Annotated in this window: 18 protein-coding genes and 2 tRNA genes; 15 read left to right on the top strand and 5 right to left on the bottom strand. The window is 41.0% G+C overall.

All coding sequences use genetic code 11. From position 1 onward, the window contains the following. Positions 1 to 127: 127 nt before the first annotated feature. Positions 128 to 463 carry a winged helix-turn-helix transcriptional regulator gene (locus L2730_RS20620; RefSeq protein ID WP_248976301.1) on the bottom strand — a complete coding sequence of 112 codons (336 nt, stop codon included), beginning with the start codon at positions 461 to 463 and terminating at the stop codon, positions 128 to 130. 155 nt (positions 464 to 618) lie between these two features. Here L2730_RS20620 and L2730_RS20615 point away from each other — a divergent pair, with 155 nt between their 5' ends. The 8 genes from L2730_RS20615 to L2730_RS20580 all read left to right on the top strand — a co-directional run bounded on the left by L2730_RS20615 (position 619) and on the right by L2730_RS20580 (position 10,457). Continuing rightward, complete coding sequence (locus L2730_RS20615; protein WP_248976300.1) at positions 619 to 1,950, top strand: aldehyde dehydrogenase family protein; 1,332 nt, start codon at positions 619 to 621, stop codon at positions 1,948 to 1,950. Between the two features lie 106 nt (positions 1,951 to 2,056). Beyond that, the gene (locus L2730_RS20610; protein ID WP_248976299.1) at positions 2,057 to 2,839 is read left to right on the top strand and encodes a 2OG-Fe(II) oxygenase family protein; all 783 of its coding nucleotides are present in this window, start codon (positions 2,057 to 2,059) and stop codon (positions 2,837 to 2,839) included. Positions 2,840 to 3,031: 192 nt separating this feature from the next. Continuing rightward, on the top strand, positions 3,032 to 3,316 hold the full coding sequence (locus tag L2730_RS20605; RefSeq protein ID WP_044555853.1) for a YkgJ family cysteine cluster protein: 285 nt from the start codon (positions 3,032 to 3,034) through the stop codon (positions 3,314 to 3,316). A gap of 1,066 nt (positions 3,317 to 4,382) precedes the next feature. Continuing rightward, a complete protein-coding gene (locus L2730_RS20600; RefSeq protein WP_248976298.1) occupies positions 4,383 to 5,243 on the top strand; it encodes an efflux RND transporter periplasmic adaptor subunit in 861 nt (286 codons plus the stop codon). Continuing rightward, the gene (locus L2730_RS20595) at positions 5,243 to 7,027 is read left to right on the top strand and encodes an FUSC family protein (RefSeq protein ID WP_248976297.1); all 1,785 of its coding nucleotides are present in this window, start codon (positions 5,243 to 5,245) and stop codon (positions 7,025 to 7,027) included. Before L2730_RS20600 ends, L2730_RS20595 begins: the two co-directional genes overlap by 1 nt. A 226-nt stretch (positions 7,028 to 7,253) precedes the next feature. Continuing rightward, positions 7,254 to 9,434 carry an OsmC domain/YcaO domain-containing protein gene (locus tag L2730_RS20590; RefSeq protein WP_248976296.1) on the top strand — a complete coding sequence of 727 codons (2,181 nt, stop codon included), beginning with the start codon at positions 7,254 to 7,256 and terminating at the stop codon, positions 9,432 to 9,434. Between the two features lie 118 nt (positions 9,435 to 9,552). Then, positions 9,553 to 10,323, top strand: coding sequence for a DNA alkylation repair protein (locus tag L2730_RS20585; protein ID WP_248976295.1), 771 nt, complete (start codon positions 9,553 to 9,555; stop codon positions 10,321 to 10,323). Further along, on the top strand, positions 10,320 to 10,457 hold the full coding sequence (locus tag L2730_RS20580) for a hypothetical protein (protein ID WP_248976294.1): 138 nt from the start codon (positions 10,320 to 10,322) through the stop codon (positions 10,455 to 10,457). The genes L2730_RS20585 and L2730_RS20580 overlap by 4 nt, the downstream gene beginning before the upstream one ends. An 87-nt stretch (positions 10,458 to 10,544) precedes the next feature. Here L2730_RS20580 and L2730_RS20575 read toward each other — a convergent pair whose 3' ends face one another. Next, on the bottom strand, positions 10,545 to 12,152 hold the full coding sequence (locus L2730_RS20575) for an ABC-F family ATPase (RefSeq protein ID WP_248976293.1): 1,608 nt from the start codon (positions 12,150 to 12,152) through the stop codon (positions 10,545 to 10,547). Positions 12,153 to 12,482: 330 nt separating this feature from the next. Between L2730_RS20575 and L2730_RS20570 the strand changes: the two genes are divergently transcribed. After that, complete coding sequence (locus L2730_RS20570; protein ID WP_248976323.1) at positions 12,483 to 12,980, top strand: VF530 family DNA-binding protein; 498 nt, start codon at positions 12,483 to 12,485, stop codon at positions 12,978 to 12,980. A 115-nt stretch (positions 12,981 to 13,095) separates the two neighbouring features. On the opposite strand, the gene L2730_RS20565 is transcribed toward L2730_RS20570, so the two are convergent. Continuing rightward, positions 13,096 to 14,670 carry a sulfatase family protein gene (locus tag L2730_RS20565; RefSeq protein WP_248976292.1) on the bottom strand — a complete coding sequence of 525 codons (1,575 nt, stop codon included), beginning with the start codon at positions 14,668 to 14,670 and terminating at the stop codon, positions 13,096 to 13,098. A gap of 321 nt (positions 14,671 to 14,991) precedes the next feature. Between L2730_RS20565 and melR the strand changes: the two genes are divergently transcribed. The 6 genes from melR to galK all read left to right on the top strand — a co-directional run bounded on the left by melR (position 14,992) and on the right by galK (position 24,629). Then, a complete protein-coding gene (gene melR, locus L2730_RS20560; protein ID WP_248976291.1) occupies positions 14,992 to 15,900 on the top strand; it encodes a transcriptional regulator MelR in 909 nt (302 codons plus the stop codon). A 195-nt stretch (positions 15,901 to 16,095) separates the two neighbouring features. Next, a complete protein-coding gene (locus L2730_RS20555) occupies positions 16,096 to 18,105 on the top strand; it encodes a hypothetical protein (protein WP_248976290.1) in 2,010 nt (669 codons plus the stop codon). 93 nt (positions 18,106 to 18,198) lie between these two features. Next, entirely contained in the window at positions 18,199 to 20,181 is a 1,983-nt protein-coding gene (locus tag L2730_RS20550) for a glycoside hydrolase family 97 protein (RefSeq protein ID WP_248976289.1), read from the top strand. Between the two features lie 98 nt (positions 20,182 to 20,279). Next, positions 20,280 to 21,764, top strand: coding sequence for a Na+/H+ antiporter NhaC family protein (locus tag L2730_RS20545; RefSeq protein WP_248976288.1), 1,485 nt, complete (start codon positions 20,280 to 20,282; stop codon positions 21,762 to 21,764). 1 nt (position 21,765) lies between these two features. Further along, positions 21,766 to 22,953 (top strand): trans-sulfuration enzyme family protein, encoded by a 1,188-nt coding sequence (locus tag L2730_RS20540; RefSeq protein ID WP_248976287.1) that lies wholly within the window; start codon positions 21,766 to 21,768, stop codon positions 22,951 to 22,953. 533 nt (positions 22,954 to 23,486) lie between these two features. Continuing rightward, positions 23,487 to 24,629: a galactokinase gene (gene galK, locus L2730_RS20535; RefSeq protein ID WP_248976286.1), complete on the top strand. Its 1,143-nt coding sequence runs from the start codon at positions 23,487 to 23,489 to the stop codon at positions 24,627 to 24,629. A gap of 130 nt (positions 24,630 to 24,759) precedes the next feature. Here the strand turns inward: galK and L2730_RS20530 are convergent. Beyond that, positions 24,760 to 24,836 (bottom strand) — tRNA-Met (locus L2730_RS20530). A gap of 50 nt (positions 24,837 to 24,886) precedes the next feature. Next, positions 24,887 to 24,963: transfer RNA gene (locus tag L2730_RS20525), tRNA-Met, on the bottom strand. Positions 24,964 to 25,227 lie beyond the last annotated feature (264 nt).

Below are 25,227 nucleotides of genomic sequence, written 5' to 3'. Positions count from 1 at the left end.
AAGTTGCTCATTTAGACCTAAAAGTGGTTTATATTGACGCTCGTTAATTCAACCGATATAAAAACCGCATTGCCTTTAAAAGGTTATGCGGTTTTTTGTTGTCTAATTTGCCTTGATAAGGATTAACCTAAAAATCGCTCTCCTCAGTCCAATCCTTGAGCTTTTCCAAAATGTCTAAAGCAGTACGGCCAAACTCGGTAATTTCATAAGTGACTGCGATAGGCCGATCGCAGATCACTTCTCGAGTCACCAAGCCCTGAACCTCTAACTCTTTAAGACGTTGATCGACCATTTTCTTGCTTGCACCACCGAGCATACGAGACAGTTCGTTAAAGCGTACCGGCCCATCTTTTAAGTGCCACAAGATAGAAGCTTTCCACTTTCCACCAAGAATACGCATTCCTCGCTCTATAGAGCAAGGTTCATCGCAACCGTTTAAATTTAATTCTTTATTATTAACCATTGTATTTATTCATTTTTTAATATTTTTCATAGCCATGCTAGCGTGGTTACTAAAAGTATACTGGTTGCATTTGTTTCCCACTCTAGCAAAATATGCAGCAACTACCAAACATAAATAGCGCTGATAAACATCGCGTAAGTCCAAGGATAATAATTATGTCAGTACTTATCTCCTACGATCCCATAGATAAAAAAGCAATTGGTAAAGTATCTACAACCAGTGAGCAACAAATAGCAATTTTGGTTAAAAAGGCTAAATCAGCGCAGAAAAATTGGGCTACGCAATCTTTGATTGAGCGACAACAACGGATAGTGGCCGCTTATAAGCATCTAGGCACTGTGCAAGAGTCCTTGGGGTTATTAATAAGTCAAGAGATGGGTAAGGATTTTAGGCGCGCAAGTTACGAGGCGGGGGGCGCTGTGCAGAATGCCCAATACTTTTGCCAGGAGATCGCTGCATCACTACAAAGCGAACCTCTTGGACATGGCAGTGAGCTTCAATATCGTGCTTTAGGTATTGTTGCTGTGATCTCCCCATGGAACTACCCATTGGCAATGGCAAATAACTTACTACTGCCCGCACTAATGGCTGGTAATAGCGTTATTTTAAAGCCGTCAGAAGAAACGCCCTTGGTTGCAGATTTGTTTGTCAAAACGCTAAATAAAGTACTGCCTGATGGTTTATTACAGATAGCCCATGGCGGTGCTGATACAGGTAAAGCATTAGTGAACAGTGATATCAATATGGTGGCCTTTACGGGTTCATTAGCTGCCGGTAAACACATTATGTCTAGTGCCGCATCATCTCTTAAAAGGTTAGTCATGGAGCTTGGGGGTAACGATCCCATGATAGTGATGGTTAGTGCAGATATTGATAAAGCGGTGCAATTTGCTGTTGCGAGCTCGTTTGAAAATGCCGGACAGATGTGCACGTCCACTGAGCGTATTTACGTCGATGAGCGCATTGCTGATGAGTTTGAGCAAAAGGTAGTGTCATTAGCAAGCCGATATCAAGTAGGTGCTTGGGATAAACCAGGTGTCAATATTGGTCCAATTGTTAATGCTAAACAGCACAGTAAGATTGTCGCTCATCTTAAAGATGCTGAGTTAAAAGGTGCCCGATTTTTGTTAGGCCACGCTGATTATCAACCGCCATTTATTCAGCCTACCGTCGTAGCCAGCATCACTGCTGATATGTTGCTAGAACAAGATGAAACTTTTGGCCCTGTAGTCGCTGTTAGCCGCTTTAATGATATTTCTCAAGCTATAGAGCGAGCCAACGATAGCCCGTATGGATTGAGTGCATCGGTATTCGGTGGCGCTGGTGCAGCAGGTATTGCTGAGCAAATGGAGGCCGGAATGGTCGGCGTTAACCAAGGCGGCGGTGGCGCAGGCCCGTGGGTGGGTGCCAAACAAAGTGGATTTGGCTTTCATGGAGGCGCTGCGGGTCATCGACAGTTTGCGCAAGTAAGAGTACTCAGCAAGTAAGCGCTAAGTGCGGCATGCATGTGCGTATATTTGTAACAATATAATTCATGGCAAATAGAAGTCACTTCTTATTTGTTGTACGAAATCAAAATAAAGTAGAAATGTTATGAATCTAGAAAATAGACCTGAATCCTTCTTTGTTGCTGCATTAGAGCCAGGTGCAGAGCATCCAGCATTACCAGCATGGGGCAACACTAATAAAAACCCAGCCAATTTAAGTGTTGAATATTCTTCGATGCAGGTAGGGCGAAAGGAGTTGCAAGAGGTGCCTGGCGCATTTCAATTGCTCAATGTGCTATCTAAAACTGAGTGCACTAATCTTATCGAAATTAGTGAACAACTTGAATTCTTACCAGATGCAGCTGTTTCGTTACCGAGAAGTGTTCGCCATAACGATAGCCTTACATGGATTGTAGATGAACAGACGGATAGATTGATCTGGCAACGTATTGAGCACTTAATGGATGATAGACAAGATATTTTTAATGGCAGTAAAGCGTTAGGGATAAACGCCCGCTTTCGATTCTATCGATATGGACAAGAGGATTACTTTAAGCCGCATTCCGACGGCGCATGGCCCGGGAGTCGTGTTATAGATAATCAACTCATTGCTAATGCTTATCCAGATCGGTTTAGCCAAATGACGTTCTTGATACTATTGAGTGAAGATTTTGAGGGCGGAGAGACCCGGTTCTTGGTTAATGCTGAAAATGCTTCAAAGCCCGCAAAACCGGGTGACAAAGTCAACAATGTGGATATTAGAATCCCCGCCGGTAGCGTTTTGTGTTTTCCACACGGAATGCACCCGCTGCACTGTATCCATAGCTCGGTGCCAATCACTAAAGGTGTTAAATATATTATCCGCACTGACGTGTTGTTCGAGCTATAGCGTTTGTTTTGGTAACAATTTATGAGGAAATGGAGAACTTTGGATTGTTCAATCAAAGACAGACTGTAGTTCAATAATAAAGCGCTATCCTTGTGGCGTTCGGTATATAGCGCTCATGGTTATTAATTTAAGGTCATGTTTAATTTTGCTTACATGAGGTAAAATGTACGATTATTCAATATTGTGAACCGCATGACCATTAACATTAAGAACGTATCTGAACCTGAAGTCACTTGTTCTAACTGCCAAGCATGTTGCTGTCGGTTGGAAGTGATGATAATCACTGATACTGGCGTACCAGAAACCTATATCGCTACCGATGAATGGGGTGCAGAAACAATGCTGCGTTTAGATGATGGTTGGTGCGCCGCTCTCGATAGGGAAACTTTGATGTGTTCCATTTACGAAAATAGGCCTTGGATCTGCCGAGAGTTTGAGATGGGATCTTATGAATGCCGGGTAGAAAGAGAAGCTTAGTAGATATTGGGATTAACATGCTGTTTGTAAAGGCCATCGATTTCTAACGATGGCCAGTTAGCGCTTAGATTACTGATGATTTAGTTGCAGACTTTTTCGCGGCCTTAGCTGCTTTCTTTTCTTTAGCAGTTAAAAGTGGCTGTTTTTTGACGTTCTTTTTACTGTCTTGTCCTTTACTCATAATGCTATCTACCTTTCACTTATACGCCCTTACTAAACATAATTACACATTTGGACGTTGGTAACTTAGGACTCTTAGGATAAAAGCCTATCTAGTTACTGCTGGTTCAGTATGCCCCTATAACCTAGTAATAGATAGTAAATGCTAATCGTACGATAAAGGATAAGAGTAGCCCTTGCTGTAAAGCTATCATTTAGAGGGTCATTTTTTCAGTACTATGTGATCCAAATCCTCTAATTAGATTTCAACAGAATTGTTTAGCCAGATGTCTTGGTAACATGTTGCCAGCATCTAATTGAAATATTTCTGTTTACCTGCCCCTCGATAACGCCTGATGCCAGTATGTTTTCGGTTTTACTGACTATGGTCGCACCGAGTCACCTTAGGTAGTCATCTTCGTTGCACATTTTGTGCATTTCTCATTTACAGACAGGTGTTTTCAGCTCCCTCTATCGCTAACCATAAATTTCAGCTACCCATAATGTTATCTGAGTCAATTTTAAAGATAATTCTACTTAAGTAATGATGTGGTTAGCTGAAAAAGTTGAGCATTTGTAAGGTATTAAGTCTATACCTTTAATAGGAAGTTGTTTAGCAAGAGCTCTAACTGTTCTACTCATCAACTTCTAAATCTATTACCACTGAGCAGTTACTGATAAGGAATGTCTTTATGTTCGAAACTTCGTTGTTTGGTAGCCTTTACGTTACCCCATTTTTTGTAACATTTTTTTGGGGCTCAGTTTTTTGGTTGTCAGCTAGAAAATCAAATTTCTTCCATATTATTGCCATTCCAATTGAATTAAGTGGTTACGTAGCCGTATCGACTTGGATTCTAACAATTACTTTAGTTCATTTTGGTCGTATTACATTACTAGGGTGGCCGGCATGAAAATAGATAGAGCCTTAGTGATGACTATTATTTTGGTATTAGCAGCCATTGGGTTTAGTTATTACCTATGGGTTTTCTATATGGTTTCCCCCTGGACGCGTGATGCGCGTGTTCATGCTGATATTTCTCATATTGCTAGTCAAATTGCCGGTCAGGTGCAACAGATACACGTTAAAACTGATGATAAAGTGGATAAAGGCCAGTTACTGTTTGAATTAAAGGGTGAAGACCAAGTTATTGCCTTAGCTAAAGCGACAGCCGCGTTAGAGCAGGGGGAGTATCAGTTAAAGCTCTTGCAAGATGAAGAACTGCGTTTATTGGGGATCCCCGGTAATTTGGTATCTGAAGACGATCGAGAGAAAGCGAATACTTCGGTAAAAGAGCAACAAGCCCAGATTAAAGTGTTAACAGCAGATCTTTCCCAAGCAAAACTCAACATTGAGCGTACAAAAATTTATGCACCTCATGCTGGTTACATATCGGAACTGGACTTTACCCGTGGTCAGGTAGTTACACCTGGACAGCAGGTATTGGCGCTTATTGATCTTAATAGCTTTACTGTAAAAGCCTATTTTGAAGAAACGCGCATAAAAGAGTTAGCGTCTGGACAAAAAGCCAGAATACGTTTGATGGGGCGAGACGACATTATTCTGAAGGGGACTGTGGTCAGTATTGCGCGCGGGATCAATAATAACAATGTGACAAAAGGGAGCCAACAGTTACCAGATGTACAGCAAACATTCCCTTGGATAAGATTAGCGCAACGAGTGCCTGTTACCATTGTTTTTGATGATCAGCAACGAGTGCAGGAGTTGCACCTGTTTTCCGGGTCAACCGCTTCAGTAGTTATTGAATAATGGCACTGTCACCAAGTAAGACCTCAAGTTGGCGTTGGTTAATTCCGGATTTTACTAATGTCGAAATCATGGCTGGCATTAGAATGGGTTTGGCATTGTCTGGCTGTACATTAACGGCAATGTATTTAGATTTAGAAAGTCCTGCTTGGGCGACAACGACAGCGCTATTAATTACTTTAGTAGGCAGTTTTGGAGGCGTGATTGATAGGGGACTTTCTCGTTTAAAAGGCACTATACTCGCTGTACCGCTAGGTATTCTTGCTTATAACTATCTTATCAATGATCCATGGTTGTTTTCTTTTGGCGTTGCTTTTATCACAGCGGCTCTTATCTTACCTTCGTTACTACGAAAAAATAATGAGCGTTATATATTTAACGTCACTTGTTCGACATTCATTCTAATTGCCATTAATGGCTTGTTGGTCAGTGACTCGCAAGATATGTTGCAGACGATTGCAAATCGAGTCTCTGAAGTCAGTCTAGGGATCCTGTTTTCCTTTTTCGCCACTCTGGGAACTAAACCTAATTATGAAGTAAAAAAGTTGTATGCACAGTTAGAAAAGTTGATGAAAATAACCAAGGAGACAATCAAGGATAACCGCTACCAATTAGATATTTTACAAGCGTTAGAGACTTTAGTCCCCGCATCCATTGAATCAGTAAAAATTGGTTTTCATGCTAATAGTTTGGAGCTTGCATTATCAAAATTGTTGTTAGCTACTGAGTTGTCAGACACCGCTAATACTGTACCATTATCGGCTACGTCACAGTTATTGCTGGACGAAAAAGTAGAGCGCTTGATAAAGGATTATCGCGTTGCCTATAAACAACTCATGTCGTCGAGAAAGATCCCAAAGACGAGTAATCGTAGACTTAAGAGTTTGACTCCAACTAACTGGCAAATAGTTATCATTGCAGCTTCTCGGGTATTTTGGGTTCTCTCTTTATCGTTATTATATTGGTACTTTTCCGGTTTCCAAAGTGCGCCAGCAGCTTTGTTGCTAGGTTGTATATTTATCTCAATTTTTTCTACTCAAATAGGTTTCACTAAACAACTTAAAAACTTCCTTATCGCCGCGATTCTTGGTTCAAGCTTAGGTTTTTTATTCGCTAATAGTCTGTTTTTAGCTATTCCGATATGGCAGTGGCTATTGTTAGTTTTATTCGGTGCGGGATTTGTCAGTGGTGTATTACTTACCAGGGCTGGCCCAAAAACTCCCATTATCCTGTTTGGTACCGTTTTTTTCCTGTCCGCGTTGGGACTTAATAATTTGGCTGTTTTTGATCCTATCACCAGTTTTAATAATGCCTTAGTACATCTTATAACGGCATTGCAGTTGTGGTTAGGCTTTATGTTGATCCCAGAACCTAGTCAGGAGTACATCGCGAGATTATCAATAGAGTCGATTCAAAAGAATACAGCTAAAGCAGTGCACTACAAAATAGTAAAACCCTCAAAATACTTTGTGGTACAGATGCAGCGTCGCTTGCAGATAAGTCAGCTGCAAGGATTCAATATCGATCAAAAAAGAAAACAACTGTGTAATATTGAAACGACCAAAGGAATATTGGCACTTCGTGCTAATGAAAAGCTGGTTACTGTTGGGCTCAATATGGCTAATTTGCTGGAGCAGTTCGATAGCTCTGAGAAGGCTGCTGAATATTTGCAGCAGCTAGATAACGCTAGGATTTGTGATAAAGATCAGCTTGTCGCTACCGTAGTCTGTTTTTTTGAATTGCATCAATGGAGACAAGAGTTGGTTGCTGTAAAGCCCATAAGCTAGAAAACGCTGGTTGTTACTTTTGTATGACTTACTTTTTTAATCTGGTGGCTATTCTAGCAGTGGTAGCGGTATGGAAACTGCTCATTAATAGTCTATGAGGTTCTGTTAGTGATCTAATTAGTGTTTTTTGCTAATTAACCCAAGACTATTGCCTTAAAAACACCGATAATTCCCTATATAAAGACACGCTAGCCTATTTACTGCGCACGACTCTGGACATTATTTAATGGAAATCAAAGTAAACTTTCTCGATAATCTTAGACTTGAAGCCAAGTTCGATGATTTTACCGTCACCGCCGATCAGCCTATTCGTTATAAAGGTGATGGTTCTGCACCTAGTCCATTCGATTACTTCTTAGCGTCTTCAGCACTATGCGCTGCTTATTTCATTAAGGTGTACTGCAAGGCTAGAGATATTCCGACCGATAATATTCGTTTGTCGCAGAACAATATAGTTGACCCTGAAGATCGTTATAACCAAATCTTTCAAATACAAGTCGAACTCCCTGAAAACATTTCTGAAAAAGATAGAACCGGTATCTTACGTTCGATTGATCGTTGTACGGTTAAAAAAGTGGTTCAGACTGGCCCTGAGTTTAAAATTGAAACGGTAGAAAATCTCGATACCGACGCCAATGCGATGTTAATGGGTCAAGCGGATGCAGATGCAAGTACCTACATATTGGGTAAAGACTTGCCATTAGAGCAAACTATCTCAAACATGACCGCGATGCTCGCTGAGTTGGGGATGAAGATTGAGATCTCATCATGGCGTAACATAATTCCAAACGTGTGGTCTTTACATATTCGAGACGCGGCATCGCCTATGTGTTTTACCAATGGTAAAGGTGCAACTAAAGAAAGCGCATTATGTTCGGCCCTTGGTGAATTCATTGAACGTTTAAACTGTAATTTCTTTTATAATGATCAGTTCTTTGGTGAGGAGATCGCCAATAGCGAGTTTGTGCATTATCCGAATGAGAAATGGTTTGAACTGGAAGAGGATGATTCACTACCTGCTGGCATTTTAGATAAACACTGTCTAGAGATTTATAACCCAGATGGTGAGCTGGCTGGCTCAAACCTGATTGATACGAACTCGGGTATGATTGAGCGTGGGATCTGCTCAATTCCTTATGTACGCCATTCGGATGGCGAGACGGTGTACATTCCATCTAATCTAATTGAAAACCTTTTCTTAAGTAACGGCATGAGCGCAGGTAATAACTTGGCTGAAGCTAAAGTTCAGTGCTTGTCAGAGATTTTTGAGCGTGCGGTTAAAAGGCAGATCATTGAGCAAGAGATTGTATTACCAGAAGTGCCTATGGCAGTGCTAGAGAAGTTTCCTAGTATCTTAGCGGGCATAGAAGGACTTGAGGCGCAAGGTTTCCCTGTCGTTGTTAAAGATGCGTCGCTTGGTGGCCAATTCCCTGTGATGTGCGTGACCTTGATGAACCCCCGTACTGGCGGCGTCTTTGCGTCATTTGGTGCTCACCCTAGTTTTGAAGTCGCGTTAGAGCGAAGCCTAACCGAACTGCTGCAAGGTCGTAGTTTTGAAGGCTTGAATGATGTGCCAAAACCGACGTTTGATAGCATGGCGGTGACTGAACCAGAAAATTTTGTCGATCATTTTATCGACTCCACGGGTGTTATCTCATGGCGTTTCTTTAGCAATAAATCTGACTATGACTTTTGTGAATGGGATTTTTCTGGCACTAACGAAGAAGAAACAGAGAGCCTGTTTGGTATCTTGGCTGAAATTGGTAAAGAGGCTTACATTGCAGAGTTTGATCAACTCGGCGCATCAGTTTGCCGTATCTTAGTACCTGATTACTCAGAAGTTTATCCCGTTGAAGATCTTATCTGGGATAATACCAACAAATCACTGCACTACCGTGAAGATATCCTTAATCTGCATCGCTTAGGTGAAGAGGCACTGGCTGATTTGGTTGAGCGACTTGAAGAGAGCCAACTCGATAATCAAACTGATATACCGACGTTAATCGGCATTGTATTTGATGAAAATACGCCTTGGGGCCAGTTAACGATTGTTGAACTTAAAATCCTTATCTACTTAGCTCTGGGTGAGCTTGAAGATGCCATGGAATTGGTGGCTGAGTTCTTACAATACAACGATAATACGGTTGAACGCGGTTTATTCTATCAAGCTGTGAGCGCTGTGCTTGAAGTTGCAATGGACGAAGAACTAGAGCTTGAGCACTTTATTCACAACTTTAATAGAATGTTTGGTAAAGAGGTGATGGATAATGTGGTTGGTTCGATTACCGGTGAGGTTAAGTTCTATGGATTGACTGAAACCAGTATGAAGCTCGAAGGAATTGAACCGCATTTAAGATTGATTGAAAGTTACAAAAAGCTTCACAAAGCGCGTAAGGATCAAATGTAAGCCAATCGTTTACGCGGTCAAAATGTTTACTATTGAGCCCATCTTTTGATGGGCTTTTTGTTATTAGTTGCGATAGTAGTATATTGATGTCTCGTTAAGCTCAAGGAGTGCTATGCCCGTGACGAACTATAATCAATACCATGCTTATCACTGTGATTTACTGGTTAGGCTTAACGCTGTTAGCTCCGCCGAAAATACAACGGCGATGACGAGGTTTTTCAACCATGAAGTGAATTTCATTGGTGTTAAAGCGCCAATGATTAAACAGGTCGTTAGAGAGTTTCAAGTTGAGCAGGCTCAGTTAGATGCTAATGGGTATTTAGCGTTAACAGAGCACATTCTTGAGCATGCTAAGTATACCGAAGAGGTGCTACTCGCATTTGGACTGATTAATAAGTTTGTTAAACGTCATTATGATGAAAAGCTGTTATTGCGTTTTCAGTATTGGCTGGAACATTACGTGTCTAACTGGTCTCATGTAGATGATCTCTGCATTAAAACTGTCTATCAATTTATGCTTTCTAGACCACATTTGATTGAAACTACTCAATCTTGGACTAGATCTGCTAGCCCATGGTGCCGACGCGCTGCTAATGTGGTTTGGGTTAAGTTTATTAAGCGCAAGATAGGTAAAAACACTTTTATGCTGTCAAAAGCGCTTATATTTGAAAACTGCGATCGCTTACTTAAGGATGAAGATCCTTTTGTTCAAAAGAGTGTCGGTTGGCTACTTAAAGTCGCAGCAGTAGAGCATGAAGAGGATGTTATTAGGTATCTTAAAACCAATATTAATAGCATGCAGCGTGCTACTTTACGTTACGCCATAGAGAAACTTGATCCTTGCACACGCAAGCAGTTGCTTAGCAATACAAGTAAGGGGAAAGGGTGAGAACATTACTGCGTTTTATCGTGATAACGTTAGCTGCATTAGCCGTTACCACTTTAGTGCTGTTTGTGATGGCTAGCCTTATCAATATGCAGCTGCCAGAAGCTGTCGCTAGCACTATTGCTTGTTCTGGTTAACACAATGACATAAGTATCAAAAAAGCCATATGAACATTCAAATGGCTTTTTAGTTTTAGCTATTGCACAGTACAGAGGGTTTAATGATTAAGCCTTCTTTGCTAGGGCTTCCGCTTGGCTTGACATGTACTCATTAAAGGTACCGTGGAAGTTGATTAACTTCTTATCTCGAACATCAATAATATGAGTCGCTAGCGACGAAACAAACTCTCTGTCGTGGCTAACAAATATCAAAGTACCTTCAAACAATTTAAGCGCATTGTTTAACGCTTCAATGGCTTCCATATCCATATGGTTAGTCGGCTCGTCCATAACCAATACGTTGATATCCATCATCATTAACTTACCAAACAATAGGCGGTTCTTCTCACCACCAGAGCAGTTGCGTGCTTTCTTGTTGGCGTCGTCTTCAGTAAACAGCAGACGACCTAACATACCGCGAACCATTAAGTCATTGTGGCGCGGTGTACGCCATTGAGACATCCAATCAAATAACGTTAAGTCATTATCAAAATCTTTGTTGCTGTCTTGCGGGCAATAACCGATGGCTGCATTTTCAGACCATTTAATCACGCCTTGCTTATTCGCAAGCTCATTGACTAAGCAGCGTAGCAGGGTAGTTTTACCTACACCGTTTTCGCCAATTACGGCGAGCTTTGCACCAGCTTCTAGGATCAGCTCGCCACCTTTAAATAGCAACTCTCCATCAAAGCCGTGACCGAGCTCTTCTATTACAAGTGCTTGACGGTGCATTTTCTTGCTTTCATCGAAACGTAGAGACGGTGTCATGCGACTAGAAGATTTAACTTCATCGAGAGATATTTTTTCAAGTTTCTTAGCTCGAGAACTTGCTTGCTTGGCTTTTGAAGCATTAGCGCCAAAGCGGTTAACGAAGTCTTGAAGCTCGGCCATTTCTGCACTTTTCTTGGCATTACCTGCTAGAAGTTGCTCTTGAATAAGCCCTGCAGCTTCAAGAAAATACTCGTAGTTGCCAGGGTAAATACGCAGTTCACCGTAATCAATATCAGCCATATGCGTGCAGACAGTGTTTAAGAAGTGTCTGTCGTGGGAGATGATGATCATAGTGCACTTGCGTTTGTTTAGCTCTTCTGCCAGCCAACTAATGGTATGGATATCCAAGTTGTTGGTAGGTTCATCGAGTAACAAAATATCTGGGTTTGAAAATAATGCTTGTGCCAGTAACACACGTAGTTTTTTACCCGGTGCAACTTGGCTCATTAAGCCGAAGTGATACTCTTCTTCTATTCCTGCTTCAATAAGGATTTCACCTGCACGGCTTTCTGCACTGTAGCCATCCATTTCAGCAAACTCACTTTCAAGTTCACCGACCTTCATGCCATCCTCTTCACTCATTTCAGGCAGAGAATAGATGCGCTCACGCTCCTCTTTAACTTCCCATAGCTTCGGGTCACCTTGAATAACCGCATCAATTACGCTGTATTGCTCAAACGCGAATTGATCTTGGCTTAATGTACCGACTTTTTGACCCGGTGTGATTGACACGTTGCCAGAAGTTGGCGCAAGTTCACCACTTAAGATCTTCATGAAAGTTGACTTACCACAGCCATTTGCACCGATTAAACCATAGCGGTTGCCGTTGCCAAATTTTGCGGAGATGTTTTCAAACAGTGGCTCAGGGCCAAACTGCATGGTGATGTTTGCGGTAGAGATCAATGGAATATCCTGAAAGGTTAAGTATTCAAAGCTAAGCAGATAATCGCAAGCCTTACTAAAGACAAGCATTTGCCAAGGTAAAACAGCCGCGGATTATACAGACATAGGCGGTTATATGTCGAGCAACCAACGCCTAAATCCACTAAATAAGAGTGTTTTGAGGGCATTTGTTAACTATATTGCTAGACAATCGTATTTGAAGCGGGTGATAACGACATTTTCTTGTTATTATTAGCAGAATATTTTGACCGTTGCTAAAATGGTCTCGTTAGTTATCTAACGCTCGGTAAACTATCAGTGATTTTTGGACACACCATGACTGAACGCCCCATGCTTGAACATCAAAAGAACAACCCTTTGCACGGTCTTAACTTGGAAACCATGCTTACAGAACTCATCAAGTTTTATGACTTTAAAGTGCTATACGCAGCGCTTAGGTTAGAGTGCTTTAACTTGAATCCAAACATGGATGCTTGTGTTAAGTTTCTAAAGAAGACTGAGTGGGCCAGAGAGCGGGTTGAAGGCTTTTATCTTTATCGCTTTAAGCGTATGCCTAAAGGTAGTGAGCAGCAAATGGAGCTCAAACCAAGAGAGCGCGGGTACGCGAATGGAATAGTACCTCGCCAGCCACAAAAGTTGACGGTAGAACTAGTCGCCGAAATGCGTGAAAAAGCGCAAGAGAATTATAAAGCGATGAAAAATAGCGGCCAGCGACCGCGTTACGGCAAAGATAAGCCGAAAGCACAAGATTCCTATGCACAAAACAAACGTTCTGCGGGTAAACGCTCTGCTCCTTCACAAGATCCAACTAACCCTTGGGGTAAGTAACCAAATAGTTGAGAAAGCTTTAACTGTGGTGTATTAAGCGAGTTACTCTCCTGTTTGCCTAGAATGTTGAGTTGCAGTTGGTTTATGGCGTTAACCGTAAACCAACTGCTATGAGTTATAGTTTTTCTACTTTTTCAAAACGTGCATTCTTAAGTGAGTATTGTGAACCCGATAGGTTAGGGTATTGCTTTCGAAGCTCATCGAACTCTGGGTTAATCGCGGTATCGCCCCAAATCCCTAGCATCAATTTCAAAGACTCTTCTCGTTCAGGGTACTGACCCAAGTCGTTACTATTTTTAATCCATAGGTTAAGTATGTTGCGATGCTTTATAAGCTCTTTTGCATACTCTTTATTTGCAACAAGGTTGTTGATTTCATGGGGGTCGTTAACAAGATCATATAACTCTTCCGGTTCACGAGTTGGCCTAAAATGTTTTGCTTGTACCGAATTGAGTTTTCCTTGCTCGTAGAGTTCACGACTTACTTTAGTCAGTTGCCATTCATCACGATAACTCGGTTGCATACCTGAGCGTTCAGGATAAAAGTTTTTAATATATTTGAAACGTTCAGTTCGAACAGAGCGGATCCTGTCTATGGTAAAGTCACAGCGGTCTCGTGCTGAAATCACAAACTCTTTAGCTTTGTATTGTGGATCAAAAAGATTTTTACCCTCAAAGTAATCAGGTATTTGAATACCTGCAATAGCCAGTGAAGTGGCACTGATATCTAGCCCACTGATCAGTTCATCCCTTTGGGTCGTTTTCACTATCTTTGGTTGTCCTTTCCAATAAGCAATAAAGGGGACTTTAATGCCACCTTCATACAAAAACTGTTTATGGCGTAAAAAACGAGTACCGTGATCGGCAAAGAACAAAACTAAAGTATTTTCTAGTTCACCATCGGCTTCCAGTTTCTTAAAGATACTTGCGACTTCTCGGTCTGTAATTTCCATTGATTCTAAATATCGTGCCCATTCATTAATTACAACTGGATCATTTGGGTAGTAGGGCGGTAACTTAATTTTGCTTCGATCAATAGGGTATTTAATTTTATCTTTAAAAGTACGGCTAAAGATCTGCTTCCCTCCCTTTAGCTGAATTTGACCAAAAAATGGTTGGTCTTTATCGGGACGGTCACTCCAATCTGTTTTTAGCCCTGATTGTCCATAAAGGGGGTGCTTTGCATAATCTCCTTCATAAAGATCTTCTCTGTTATAACTAAAGTTGTAATCATCTTTACCGCTATTAAACGTGTAGTAACCAGCGTCTTTAAACAATTCTGGTAGTGTTTTTATATCTTTAGGAAGATAAAAGGCTGATTCCGGCGTTCGTGCACTATGGTGATTATGCACGCCGGTCGTAGTTTGCATCATGCCAGTCATCATTGCTGAACGACCCGCCGAACAGACTGGAGCTGGCATGATGGTGTTGGTAAATTTGGTGCCCTGTGATGCAATTTCATCAAGTGTGGGTGTATGGACAAGTGGCTCACCATCACTACCCAAGTGAGGTGAAATATCCTCAACATAGATCCACAAAATATTGGGTTTCTTGAGATTAGAAGCCAGCATTGGTGCATTATCATCAGTTTGTTTTTTAGTGCTGGTGGTTTCTGGCGAAGATTGTTTTGAGCATGAACACATTGCGCCAATCATGAGTAAGGCACTTAAGCCTCGAATGAACTGAGTCATTTTATTTACCTACTTTCCATTTATATAAAACAATAAATCCGTCTTTTGCTAAATGCCTGTTTAGCCTTAGTTAAATAGATATAACCAAAACTAGATAAAAAACACCTCCTGTAAGGTTGGTAAAACCTCCCGAAAGCTAACCTTTAAGTGGAATTTGTAGTTCGGCAGCGCTGATTTCATTATAGAAAAGCAATTATCAAGAGTAATAACTCTAATACTCCTGCTTAAACACTATTTATTCCTGTTTTGTGTTGTTGTGTTGTTGAGATGTTGGTTTTCAGTTAAGTTGTTATTGCGATCAACACGACAATGAGAATAAAAATGCTTGATTGGGTAAACAGAATTAAATTTAAAGAAAACAGTCCATTAGAAACACAGGCTCATGAAAGTAACTTTGGTTTTCAGCGTCATAAACCGGAGATAATGCCAACTAGCCATTGGCATGGACATATTGAAATTAACTACTTATTTAATTGCAGCGCAGACTATTTGATCAATGGAAAACATATCAGTGTACCTGAAGGTAAAATGATCCTTTTTTGGGCTTCAATACCTCATCAAATGGTTGCTTATGAGGGCGAAGGTGAGATGGTGAATATATATATTCCACTCAACGCTTTTTTATCCTGGAAAATGTCGAATGATTTCATTAGTAACATTTTACATGGAGAAGTACTGGTAGCAGATAACCTTCACGCGAGCGATAAAGTTATAACTCAGCTTTGGCAGGACGACCTGCAGAAGAAAGAGATCTATCTAACAATGCAGGTAATAGATGAAATTCGTAATCGTATACGTCGGATGTCTATGGAGCCTTATAGCACTTTTGATCTCAACAGAAACTCAAATAAGCAAGATCGCAAGTCCTTAGTCAGTGGATTGCCGCATATTCAGACTATCTTAAAATATATCGCTGATAACTATGACCAAAAAATTACCATTGACGATGTTGCCAAGCTAACAGGGTTACACCCGAATTATGTAATGAAATTATTTCAAGGGATTATGAAGATTTCAATTAAGCAGTACATCAATCAATTACGGTTACAGCATGCTCAGGCGCTGTTAGTGGATACCAACAACCCTGTTTTAAATATAGCGCTAGAAGCTGGGTTTGGTTCTATCAGTCGCTTTTATGACATCTTTCAAAGAGAGTTCAAAATGACACCACTGCAGTTTAGAAATTCGATAGTGAATCCACAAAAAGAACTTGAACATAATTTAAGCTGAATTTCCTGTCAGTAAAATTCATCTCAACTGAACTGTAATCGATTGCAACTGATAAGTACAAAGTGAAACTCACTCAGAATGTTATTTTTCGAGAAGTTTTCGTCAGAATATGACGAGTTAAAATACCAATAATTTGCTGCAATAAGGTGAATAAGAACGATAAAAGTGCTGCAAAGCAGCAGTTAGGAGTATCTCGTGTTAAAAAAGTTAATCTGCTCGTTAGTTGTTGCAGGCTGTTGCCATAATCTGGTTGGCGCTAAAGAGAGTGATGTTATCGGTGATTTAGCCAACACCTTAGATAACCGCTGGCAGTTAGGGCAAGATAAAATCAGTTGGCAAGTTAAAGATAGCCATGAAGATCATCTTGAGTTTAGTGGCGAGAAGATGTCTGCCATTATCTATTACGGTAGTGATACTGCGGGTAAACTTAGCTTAAAACGTAAGCTTGTTTGGCCGATGTTACGGACTATACCGAACGATACTCACGCAAGTTTAATTCATGATTTTCCAATAGAAATATCACCTAAATGGACAATCAACGGAGATGTTTCAGTTGCGGAAAATCTAGTAAATGTTGAGTTTGATGGCGTACTCACCTTAACTTCCACTTTAGGCCAAAGTATTGTTTTAGAAAGAACACTTTCTCCTAGTACTAACTTGCCAGTCTTAGTCGAGAGGCTTAAATTTACCAATAACGGTACAAAAAGCATCGATTTGGAGCTTTCAAAACTTGACTATTCATTGAAAACTAAAAAAAGCAACGGCGTTTATGGTGTTTATCATATACAAGCGCTAAGTGAAGAGTCTGGGAGTTTTACGCTCAAGCCCAACCAATCTGTTATCGTAAATGCTAAGTATATGGCGACGAAGCAGGGGCAGGAATATGATGTTGTTGTTGATAAGGAGATTAAAAAGCGCCAGCGATACATCGAAAGTCTGACCAGTGACCTGCAACTTGTGACGCCAGATCCTATCGTTAATCAGATGTTTAACTTCTCAAAAATACGTGCGGCCGAAAGCATTTATCGAACTAAGGGAGGATTAATGCATGGCCCTGGTGGAGGACGTTATTACGCTGCTATTTGGGCAAACGATCAGGCCGAATATATTAACCCTTATTTTCCTTATCTAGGCAATGCAAACGGCAATGAGTCAGCTATCAATAGCTATGAACACTTTGCTCGGTTTATGAATCCTGAATATACAGCAATCCCATCTTCGATTATTGCGGAAGGGATTGATATTTGGAACGGTGCTGGGGATCGTGGTGATTGTGCAATGATCGCTTATGGTGCAAGTCGTTTTGCGCTTGCTAATGGTGATGAAAAGGATGCTAAGTCACTAATACCTTTAATAGACTGGTGTATAGAGTTTAGTTATAGACAAATGTCTAAAGAGGGAGTTATCGCCTCGGAAAGTGATGAACTCGAAGGCCGATTCCCGTCAGGCCAGTATAACTTGAGCACTAATATGCTGACTTATGGCGCACTCGTTTCGTCAGTTCACTTAAATAATGAATTAGGGCGTAAGGATATTGCCAAGAGCTATGCACAGCGAGCAATAAAGCTGCGTTCATCTATTGAGAATTACTTTGGTGCTAACGTACAAGGCTTTGAGACCTATCGTTACTTTGAAGGAAATGAAAAGCTACGGGCTTGGATTGCATTGCCTCTTACGATGGGTATTTTCGACCGTAAGCAGGGAACATTAGATGCTTTGTTATCGGATAAACTTTGGAGTGCTGATGGTATTTATAGCGAAGCCGGCAATGATACGTTTTGGGATCGCGCTACGCTGTATGCATTTAGAGGGATTTTTGCTGCCGGTGAAACGGATACAGCAATGCGCTACTTCAAGTATTACTCTCGTAAACGATTATTAGGTGAGCATGTTCCTTATGCCGTAGAAGCTTGGCCTGAAGGTAATCAGCGTCATTTATCGGCAGAAAGTGCGCTTTATGGCAGAGTGGTAACGGAAGGGATCTTCGGTATTGAAGCGACAGGATTTAAACAATTCTCTGTTGCCCCATTCCTACCAAGCACTTGGAACGAAATGTGTTTGAATAATATTCGAGCATTTAAAGATAACTTTGACGTGTGTGTTAGCCGCAAAGGAGATGCATTTGAGGTGGCTATCAAACCGGAAAATAAACCAGTAATGCGTCTCCCTTGGCAGGGGAAGGCTGCCATCAGTGTTAACTTATAACTCTGCAGGTTTCTAGCTTTTTATCAGCATTCAATGAGTGAGCCTTCTGGCTCACTCATTTCAATATTTCCCCTGTATCAATAAAGGTTTTGAATGAAAAAGACTATCGCAACCCTCTGCTGCGTTGTTGCTAGCGTATGTTGCTCCTCTGTTTCTGCGTTGGAAGATGTACATAAACTAGCCTCTCCAAATGGACAAATAACCCTTGAAATATCTAGTGGTAAAACGTTTGTTTATTCCGTCAGTATAGCGGGCAAGCCTGTATTAAAGGACGCTATCGCCGCGCTAGAGTTTTCCGGTGGCGACAGCAAAGTCAATGGTATTAATGTTTATAACGTCTCAGGAACGACAGTGGACAGAACATTAATGCCCCATGTGCAGCAGAAGTCGCAGCATATTAAAGAACATTACAACCAAATTACTTTGGCTTTTAATCAAAACTGGCAGCTAACTTTTAGATTGTTTGATCAAGGGCTAGGATACCGATTCAGTACCACCAGTGGGGGAGATGTTACGGTTATCTCTGAAACAGCAGAGTTTAATTTCGGCCAAAACCTGGATGTGCTTTTTCCTGAAGAGAAAAGCTTTGTTTCTCATAACGAACGTCTTTACTTGCCAATGCAGTTAAATGCAATTGAGCCGTCTCAGTTTGCCAGTTTACCTCTACTTGTAGATGGTGGTGATTTTAAACTAGTGATAAGTGAAACTGGATTGAAAGATTATCCTGGGATGTGGCTAAGAGGTGATAGCAGCAATATATTAAAGGGGATTTTTCCTAAATACGTCGTTAAGGCAGAGCTTAAAGAAAAGTCAGATCGCAATGAAAATATTTTGCAGCGAGCAGCGTTCAATGCAAAAAACGTAAAGCTAACCCAGGGAGTAGGTCGTCATTACCCGTGGCGAATGTTTGCCATTGCTCAGAATGACGCAGAGTTATTAACTAACGAGCTGAGCTACTTACTTGCTGATGATTTGGCTATTGATCCTTCTTGGATCAAACCTGGCCAAGTGGCTTGGGATTGGTGGAACGCCAACAATATACACGGTGTCGACTTCAAAGCGGGGATCAATACTGAAACCTACAAATACTATATCGATTTTGCAGCGAAATATGGTATTGAATACATTGTGCTCGACGAGGGGTGGCACCATCTAGATAGTGTGCTTAATGTCGTTGATGATATCGATGTAGAAGCGATAATCGATTATGGTAAGTCAAAAAACGTAGATGTTATATTGTGGGTTATTTGGAAAACCCTTGATAATGAGTTAACGCTAGCACTTGATACTTTCGAGCAATGGGGGGCTGCGGGCATTAAAGTTGATTTTATGCAACGCGATGACCAAGCCATGGTCAACTATTATTGGAAGATTGCTGAAGAGTCGGCAAACAGACAGTTACTTGTCGACTTTCATGGCTCATATAAACCAGCAGGGCTTAGACGGGCTTATCCTAATGTTATTACCCGAGAAGGGGTTAGAGGCTTAGAGCACAATAAGTGGGCTGACTACATCACTGCTGAACATAATCTTACGCTACCCTTTATCAGGCAGGTGGCAGGTCCAATGGATTATACCCCTGGTGCGATGGTAAATAGTCAACCAGACAACTTTCGCATTGTATTTAACCGTCCAATGAGTAAAACCACTCGCGCCCACCAAATCGCTATGTATGTCGTTTATGAAAGTCCATTGCAGATGCTGGCTGACAGTCCATCAAACTATTTAAACGAACATGAATCGACAGTATTTATAAGCCAAATCCCCACGGTATGGGACGAAACTATAGTCATCTCAGCCAAACTTAGTGACCACATAATTACTGCACGTCGTAGCGGAAAAGAGTGGTTTATTGCTGCAATGGGAAATGGAGAAGCAAGAAAATTTAATATTGATTTACCTTTTCTTGAGCCTGGAATGTATCAACTAAAAAGTATTGCTGATGGACTAAATGCTGATAAATATGCGAGTGATTATCAAGTTGCATCAATGGTGGTTAGCAAGTCGACAAAACTCAACTTGGTATTGGCACCGAGTGGTGGTTGGGTTGGCCATTTGGTCCCTATAAAGAAGTAATATATTCCAAATAAATGAGCGCTTTGATATCTGTTTTTTAACGACATTATAGACGCTGAAATAAAATTAAATTGCAGTAATAGCAATAAGGACCAACCATGAATACTGAGACAAAGTCTAAAAAGAAGAGGGTATTAACTGCGTTACTTTCTATTTCGTTTCTCGTAATCTCAGTTTTTTATGGGTTGATTGTTCGTCCTCTTATTCTGGGACAGCCGTCTTTGCCGCTAGAGATAGTGTTCCTGTTAGCTGCGAGCCTGCTGGTTTTTCAATTATTATGTATCGGCATTAACTGGAGTTCTATTCAACAAGCGATTGTCAATAAGCTTGGACAGGCTCTGCCAACCATTTTGTTATTGTTTGCTATTGGATTGCTCATCGGTAGCTGGATCATGGCGGGAACAATCCCGATGCTAGTTTATTACGCGCTGCAAGCATTGTCAGTAGAGCATTTCTATCTACTTTGTTTTGTGATCCCAATACTCTTCTCTATCTGCACGGGAACCTCTTGGGGATCTATCGCAACGATAGGGTTGGTGCTGATTGCAGTTGCAACTGTTTATCAGGCCGATGTAGCAATCGCTGCTGGGGCAATTATCGGTGGTGCTTATTTTGGCGACAAATTGTCACCTTTGTCAGACACAACCAATATTGCAGCAATGTCGGCAGGGGTAGAACTCTACGAGCACATACAGTCAATGTTGGTAACGACGCTACCTTCTGCAGTTATCGCTGCTATTGGCTTTGGACTGTGTGATTTAAGCTATCCTGTTAACTATGCAATTTCGACTCAGTTGATAGAAACACAGTCACTTTCAAATACATTAGTTCACATTGAACAGTTGTTTTCGTTTAACTTGTTGTTATTGGCACCAGTAATGATTATTTTATTCGGTTCCTTAATGAGAATGCCTCCTCTACCAATACTTATCTTATCTTCATTTTCAGCTAGCCTATTGGCTTTTATCGTTCAAAACTTAAGTATTACAGACATTGCTCAAACTCTATACCAGGGATTTAATGTATCAATGTTAGCGAGTGGAGAACTGCTCCCTCAAAATATTGGTCAGTTGTTTAATCGCGGGGGGCTTTATGCGTTAAGCAGTGCAATTATGATCACCATTTTAGTTTTTGTTTACGTTGGTGCATTAGATTGTATATCAGCTTTCCCTACGTTAATGGGCTCTCTATTAACAAGGATAAACTCAGCTAGGCTGCTGATTAGCAGCACACTCTTTGCTTCTGCATTTACCAATGCAATGACATCAAGTCAGTATGCCAACAGTTTTATCGTCGCTGAGTCATTCAAGAATAAATATGATGCGCTACGGGTTGATCGAAAGGTGCTGTCTCGATCATTAGAGGATAGCGGAACGATGATAGAAAGCTTAGTGCCATGGAGCACCACTGCCGTATTTATTTACGCCACCTTAGATGTCAGCATTACTGACTATTGGCATTGGCAATTACTGTCTCTAATTAATATTCCATTAGCGTTTATGCTGGTGTTTTTTAATAAAGGGTTTAGCCAATCTAGTTCAAATTCAAATAAGTACGCACAGTTAAAGGAAGAACACGCTTAGTATGAAAAAAGAATTGCACATTGACACGTTAATGGTTGGTGACAAACCAACTAAGCCTGATCCTTATGGCGCGGTCGTACCGCCTATCTATCAGAACTCGTTGTTCACTTTTAAAAGCTGGGAAGCGATTCAAGACGCTTTTACTGATAAGGTTAACAACAGTATCTACACCCGTGGTAATAATCCAACTGTCGCGCTAACAGAGCGCAAAATTGCTCTGTTAGCCGAAGGAGAGAAGGCTAAGCTGTTTGCATCAGGGATGGCGGCTGTATCTGCTGGGATGTTGCATTTTTTGAACGCTGGCGATCATATCATTACACTTAAGAATATCTATGGCCCCGCAATCAGTTTAATCAATGATTTTATCAGACCCAAAATGGGCGTTGAGGTAAGCTATATTAACGGTGATTGCCTTGAAGAACTTGAGTTGCAGATCCAATCCAATACTCGGCTCATTTATCTTGAAAGCCCAACTTCTGTGGTGTTTTCTTTGCAAGATCTTAAGGCAATCGCTGAATTAGCAAAGAAGCGTGGTATTGCCACTATGATAGATAACACTTGGGCAACACCTATTTATCAAAAGCCTTTAAACATGGGCATAGATTTGGAAGTCCATTCCTGCTCCAAGTATTTAGGTGGTCATAGTGACATCGTTGCGGGCGTTTTAATTGGTAGTGATGCATTGCTAGATTCAATACACTGCCGAGAGTATGAACTGTTAGGTGCAAAAATGGCACCCATGGAAGCATCGTTGTTACTGCGCAGCTTGAGAACTTTAGATATGCGAATGGAACGCCATCAACAGAGCGCAATGAAAGTCGCCAATTTCCTAGAACAACACCCTAAAATAGAAACGGTAAATTATCCAGGTTTGGCAAGTTTTACTCAATCCAAACTTGCTGAGCAGCAAATGACAGGCTTTAGCGGTTTAATGAGCTTTAAGTTAAAAACTAATAAGTTAGAATTGGTTAAACGATTCTTTAATCATTTGACGCTATTTAATATTGGCGTGAGCTGGGGAGGGCATGAGAGCTTGATTTATGCGCCAGCGATAAGCTGTATGCAAGAGCAAAGCGGTGAGCAGTTTGCAAAAATGGGTATTTCACTAGGAGATATGAGAATTTCAATAGGTCTTGAGCAAGTTGATGATCTCATTGATGATCTAACCAGTGCATTAAATACCATTTAGCCTACATTGTAGCGCGGTAAGCTAGTTACCGCGCATTACTATACTGCTAGTCATTGCAATTCCCCAGTTTTTGTTTCAATACAGATCCATTACGGCTGTTAAGCATTTAATGCGCATCTCACTGTACAGCGAACATTGCTAAAATCCGATAATTACCTCGAATATTGCTATAAAAATACATCATTTCTTGAATTCATGAATCCATTTAATACAGCTTTGACCACTAAATTTAAGATTTACAGGGGCCTTACTTTTCTTTATATGAAACACTCAATATGTGTATATTGTATAAAGATAGTCTGAGTGTTTAAACGATAACTTTAAGTAGGTTTTTGGGAATGGAGAGTTGCAATCACACCGTTAAGATAAGCGCCCAATAAAAATAACTATAGGAACTATTATGCGCTTACTTCTTATCTATGATGCTCATAAGGTGGAAGCACAATCCAATATGAAATTGGATCGATTGGCAAAAAAAATTGACGTTGAGTCGGACAAAACGAATTTAGCAAATATTAAGCCGGAGTTTATTCATGCCTGTTAATTTGGATATATCCTCAATGTTTACCGAATATTTTTCGTTTACTGCTGACGTGGTAGTGCATGCTCCTGGAAGAGTGAATCTTATCGGCGATCACACCGATTATAATGATGGCTTTGTATTACCGGCTGCTATTAATTTTGGGACTGATATAGCAGCTCGTATTCGAAACGATGATTTAGTGAGGGTAGTTGCAGTGGATTGCAATAACGAAATGGAGTGCTTTGAGCTAAGTAACATCCAGTTCAGTGACACGAGCATGTGGAGTAACTACGTTAGAGGTACGGTTCTTTCACTGCTTAACGTGTACCCAGATCTGCATGGCGTAGATTTAATGGTGAAAGGGAATGTGCCACAAGGTGCTGGTTTGAGCTCATCAGCAAGTTTTGAAGTCGCTATCGTTAAGGCGCTTGCAGAGGTAAACCAGCTACCCATAAATGGGGTTCAAGCAGCTCTCATTGCCCAAAGCGCAGAGCGTGATTTTGTAGGGTGTAATTGCGGGATTATGGATCAACTCGTTTCTGCCTGCGGAATACAACGTCATGCAATGCTGCTCGATTGCGACAGCCTAGCCTACAAGCATGCACCTATCCCTGATGGACTCTCATTAGTTATTGTTAACACCAATGTGAAGCGTACTTTGGTAGACAGTGAATACAACTTAAGGAGAGAGCAGTGTGAAGCAGTAGCTTCTCATTTTAATGTTAAAGCGCTGAGAGATGTTACCATTGAACAACTAGTAAGCGAGCATAACGTATTACCTTCCGTTCTCTTTCGCCGTGCTCGGCATGTGATTTCTGAAAACACGCGTACTGTAAATGCACAAACTGCATTGGTTAACAAAGATATGAAAACCATGAGCAGGTTAATGCAAGAGTCTCATCATTCACTGAGAGATGATTTTGAGGTTTCTACACCGGAGTTGAATTTTTTAGTAGAGATTATTAGCAAGGTATTAGGCAATAAGGGCGGTGTTAGAATGACTGGTGGTGGATTTGGCGGTTGCGTAGTGGCAATAACTCCAACAGAGCTGGTTTCATCTACAGTAAGATCAGTAGGGGAACAATACCAGAGTGAATTTGGTTTAGAGCCTAGTATTTATCAATGCAGTGTAGAAAATGGAGCATTCTCCTGATTGAGAAATTAAACTTTATGACTGTCGAGATAGCTATGTAGCGGTAAATAAATATAAAAAGTAGTAGGTCGAAGTTGAAATTTAGACACAAAAAAACCAGCTTCCGCTGGCCTACTACTTAATTATATATTGGTTGCGGGAGCTGGATTTGAACCAACGACCTTCGGGTTATGAGCCCGACGAGCTACCAAACTGCTCCATCCCGCGTCCGTAATATATCTAAGTTAATAATTGTTTTAATTCTATTATTGAAGAATTGGTTGCGGGAGCTGGATTTGAACCAACGACCTTCGGGTTATGAGCCCGACGAGCTACCATACTGCTCCATCCCGCGTCCATGTAAATGCTATAGTTGTTTTGATTCTACTAATAAAGAATTGGTTGCGGGAGCTGGATTACTCTTTACTAGGGCAGGGCAACGACCTTCGCCAATCTCTAGTAAAAAGTTGAGTCCGAGTAGCTTTTATGCTGCTCCATCCCGCGTCCGTGTAAACGCTATAGTTATTTTGATTCTACTAATAAAGAATTGGTTGCGGGAGCTGGATTTGAACCAACGACCTTCGGGTTATGAGCCCGACGAGCTACCATACTGCTCCAT

It is taken from the genome of Shewanella kaireitica (assembly GCF_023284045.1).
Lineage (GTDB): Bacteria > Pseudomonadota > Gammaproteobacteria > Enterobacterales > Shewanellaceae > Shewanella > Shewanella kaireitica.
The sequence above is the reverse complement of the archived record's forward strand: the minus strand, read 5'-3'. Positions and strand labels throughout refer to the sequence as shown.

Coding starts and splice junctions, on each gene's coding strand:
- L2730_RS20620 (WP_248976301.1), bottom strand. CDS start 463: ATGGTTAATAATAAAGAATTAAATTTAAACGGTTGCGATGAACCTTGC.
- L2730_RS20615 (WP_248976300.1), top strand. CDS start 619: ATGTCAGTACTTATCTCCTACGATCCCATAGATAAAAAAGCAATTGGT.
- L2730_RS20610 (WP_248976299.1), top strand. CDS start 2,057: ATGAATCTAGAAAATAGACCTGAATCCTTCTTTGTTGCTGCATTAGAG.
- L2730_RS20605 (WP_044555853.1), top strand. CDS start 3,032: ATGACCATTAACATTAAGAACGTATCTGAACCTGAAGTCACTTGTTCT.
- L2730_RS20600 (WP_248976298.1), top strand. CDS start 4,383: ATGAAAATAGATAGAGCCTTAGTGATGACTATTATTTTGGTATTAGCA.
- L2730_RS20595 (WP_248976297.1), top strand. CDS start 5,243: ATGGCACTGTCACCAAGTAAGACCTCAAGTTGGCGTTGGTTAATTCCG.
- L2730_RS20590 (WP_248976296.1), top strand. CDS start 7,254: ATGGAAATCAAAGTAAACTTTCTCGATAATCTTAGACTTGAAGCCAAG.
- L2730_RS20570 (WP_248976323.1), top strand. CDS start 12,483: ATGCTTGAACATCAAAAGAACAACCCTTTGCACGGTCTTAACTTGGAA.
- L2730_RS20565 (WP_248976292.1), bottom strand. CDS start 14,670: ATGACTCAGTTCATTCGAGGCTTAAGTGCCTTACTCATGATTGGCGCA.
- melR (WP_248976291.1), top strand. CDS start 14,992: ATGCTTGATTGGGTAAACAGAATTAAATTTAAAGAAAACAGTCCATTA.
- L2730_RS20550 (WP_248976289.1), top strand. CDS start 18,199: ATGAAAAAGACTATCGCAACCCTCTGCTGCGTTGTTGCTAGCGTATGT.
- L2730_RS20545 (WP_248976288.1), top strand. CDS start 20,280: ATGAATACTGAGACAAAGTCTAAAAAGAAGAGGGTATTAACTGCGTTA.
- L2730_RS20540 (WP_248976287.1), top strand. CDS start 21,766: ATGAAAAAAGAATTGCACATTGACACGTTAATGGTTGGTGACAAACCA.
- galK (WP_248976286.1), top strand. CDS start 23,487: ATGCCTGTTAATTTGGATATATCCTCAATGTTTACCGAATATTTTTCG.